This is a genomic window from Yoonia sp., from assembly GCF_017854565.1.
GTDB lineage: Bacteria > Pseudomonadota > Alphaproteobacteria > Rhodobacterales > Rhodobacteraceae > Yoonia.
The window spans coordinates 1-3,093 of record NZ_JAFMHJ010000106.1; the positions used below are offsets into that span (position 1 = coordinate 1).

Annotated in this window: 3 protein-coding genes; all 3 read left to right on the top strand. The window is 63.2% G+C overall.

The annotated features are described in order from the left end of the window. Positions 1 to 2: 2 nt before the first annotated feature. Positions 3 to 2,042 (top strand): phage terminase large subunit family protein, encoded by a 2,040-nt coding sequence (locus QZ196_RS17470; RefSeq protein WP_296428689.1) that lies wholly within the window; start codon positions 3 to 5, stop codon positions 2,040 to 2,042. Between the two features lie 10 nt (positions 2,043 to 2,052). Beyond that, complete coding sequence (locus QZ196_RS17475; protein WP_296428690.1) at positions 2,053 to 2,262, top strand: hypothetical protein; 210 nt, start codon at positions 2,053 to 2,055, stop codon at positions 2,260 to 2,262. After that, positions 2,262 to 3,093 (top strand): phage portal protein (locus QZ196_RS17480; RefSeq protein ID WP_296428691.1); only part of this gene is annotated, 832 nt, incomplete at its 3' end. The genes QZ196_RS17475 and QZ196_RS17480, both read left to right, overlap by 1 nt.

The window sequence follows — 3,093 nt, forward strand, 5'->3', positions numbered from 1 at the left end:
CCATGTCCGAGAGCAGCTCAACGCCCTGGCAGACCTCAGGGTCTCGCTTGAATGAGGGAGATCATGACACTGATCTAACCGAGGGCCTTGATCTCGGGTTTGATGGGGCCGAGGACATTTTGCGTGTCTGGCGGCGTGGCATACGGCCCGATCCGGACCTGACGGTATCGCAATGGGCGGATGCGCATCGCAAGCTTTCGTCGCGGGCAAGCGCCGAGCCCGGACAATATCGCACATCTCGGACGCCGTATCTGCGTGGCATCATGGATGCGCTCTCACCCGGTCATCCGGCGCAGCGTATCACGTTTATGAAAGCAGCCCAGGTCGGGGCAACAGAGGCCGGTAACAACTGGATCGGCTTTGTGATCCATCACGCGCCGGGGCCGATGCTGGCCGTGCTGCCCACTGTTGAGATGGCCAAGCGCACATCGCGCGGCCGGATTGATCCGCTGATTGAGGACAGCCCCGCGCTGAAAGAACGGGTGCAGCCGGCACGCTCACGCGATGCGGGTAATTCGATGCTGTCGAAGGAATTCCCGGGCGGCATTCTTGTGCTGACCGGCGCTAACAGTGCGACCGGCCTGCGGTCGATGCCAGCACGCTATGTGTTCCTCGATGAAGTCGATGCCTATCCGGCCTCGGCTGATGAGGAAGGCGATCCCGTCACCCTTGCCGAAGCCCGAACAACAACCTTCGCGCACAGGCGCAAGGTCTTCATGGTCTCGACGCCCACGATCCGCGGGCTGAGCCGCATTGAGCGGGAGTTCGAGGCCAGCGACCAGCAGCGGTATTTCGTGCCCTGCCCGCATTGTGACCATAAGCAATGGTTGCAGTTCGAGCGCCTGCGCTGGGCGAAAGGGCTGCCGGAAACGGCGGCCTACACCTGTGAAGGGTGCGAGAAACCCATCGCCGAGCACCACAAAACGCAGATGCTGGCGCGCGGTGAATGGCGGGCGACGGCAGTGTCGGACAATCCGCATGCCATCGGGTTCCACCTCTCGGCGCTCTATTCGCCGATCGGCTGGAAAAGCTGGGAGCAAATCGCGCGGGATTGGCTGGCAGCGCAAGGCTCGGACGAGATGCTGCGCGCCGCGCGCAACACACTCTTGGGCGAGACCTGGGTTGAGAGCGGTGAGGCGCCGGAATGGCAGCGTCTTGCGGATCAGCGGTTTACTTTCCCCGCGCAGATCCCGATGGGCGGGCTGTTCCTGACGGCCGGTGCCGATGTGCAAAAAGACCGCATCGAGCTCGACGTCTGGGCTTGGGGTCGCGGGCTGCAAAGCTGGCTCGTCGATCACATCGTCATCCCGGGTGGACCAGATGATCCTGCCTGCTGGGACAAGCTGACCGCGCTGCTGGGTCGGACATGGGTGCATGAGCATGGCGCGGTGATGCCACTGGCCAAACTGGCGATCGATACCGGCTATGAAACCGCCGCCGTTTACGGATGGGCGCGCAAGCAGGGCATTGCGCAGGTCGCACCTGTGAAGGGCCTAGAGGGGTTCAACCGGGCGACACCCGTCTCGGGGCCAACCTTTGTCGATGCCACGGTGAACGGTCGCAAGCTCAAACGCGGGGCCCGGCTCTGGACGGTGGCCACCGCCACCTTCAAGGCAGAGACCTATCGCTATTTGCGGGTCGAGCGGCCCAGCGATGAAGATCGTGCGCTGGGCCTCCCCGATCCGGCCGGCATGATCCACCTGCCCGACTGGGCCGACAACGAATGGCTCAAGCAGTTGGTAGGTGAACAACTGGTCACGATCCGCAACAAGCGCGGCTTTGCCCGCCAGGAATGGCAAAAGCTACGGGAGAGGAACGAGGCGCTCGATACGCGGGTCTATGCGCGCGCAGCAGCCTGGATCCTTGGCGCAGACCGCTTTGACGAGCGGATGTGGCGCCAGCTGGAAAAACAGGCTGGTGTGGAAACCGCCGCAACCGTGGCACAGCCCGAGACCGACAAATCGGCTGAGCCGCAAGCTGGGCGCATCACAGCACCGCGGCGGCGTGGCTGGAAAATCAGCACGCCAAAATACATGGAATGAGCAAAACTTGATGACCCTCGATGATCTCAAATCCCGCCACAGCGCGTTGCTGGCCGCGCGCTACAGCGGCACGCGGTCTGTCAGCTATGACGGCAAGACAGTCACCTACGGCACCGATGCCGAACTGGCGGCTGCGATCAGTGACATCGAGCGCCGGATTGCGAAAGCCGAGCGTGGTGCCGGGCGCATCCTGCGCCCTCATGCCGTGAAAGACCTATAATGAACTGGCGGCAGCGTTTGGGCGCATTCATCGGTGGGTTTGATGCGGGCCAGCATCACCGCCGCCTGCGCGGGTTCCGTGCAACACGCGCCCATGTCAACGCGCTGATCGCCGCCTCTGGTCCCGACATCACCGCCCGCGCGCGCTGGCTGGTGCGCAACAATGGCTATGCGGTAAATGCCGTGGAGAGCTGGGCTGCCAATACCGTGGGCGATGGGATCAAGCCAATCTCGAAGATTGGTGATGCGGCCCGCAAGGAGGAGCTGCAGCGGCTCTGGCTGGCCTGGACCGACGAGGCAGATGCCGAAGGGCTGACGGATTTCTACGGGCTGCAGCGCCGCGCCGCACGCGAGGTGTTTATCGCAGGTGAGGTGTTTTTCCGGATCCGGATGCGCCGTGCAAGTGACGGGCTGACGGTCCCGCTGCAACTGCAGATGTTGCCCGCCGAGATGCTCCCACTGGAGCAAACAGGCGTTGCGGCCAACGGCAATGCAATCCGCCAGGGCATCGAGTTTGACCGGATCGGGCGGCGTGTGGCCTATCACTTCTTTCGCCGGCATCCAGGCGACAGCACTGACCCTGGCCTCGCAGGGGAGATTGTAAGGGTGCCAGCTTCAGAGATCATTCATGTGATTGACCCGCTCGAAGGTGGTCAGCTGCGCGGGGTATCAAAGCTCGCCCCGGCCATCGTGAAGCTGTTTCTGCTCGACCAATATGACGATGCCGAACTCGACCGCAAAAAGGTCGCGGCGATGTATGCGATGTTCGTCACCTCGCCCGCCCCGGAGAACCCGCTGGCACCAGTCGAGGAGGATGAAGGTCCTGCCGGGG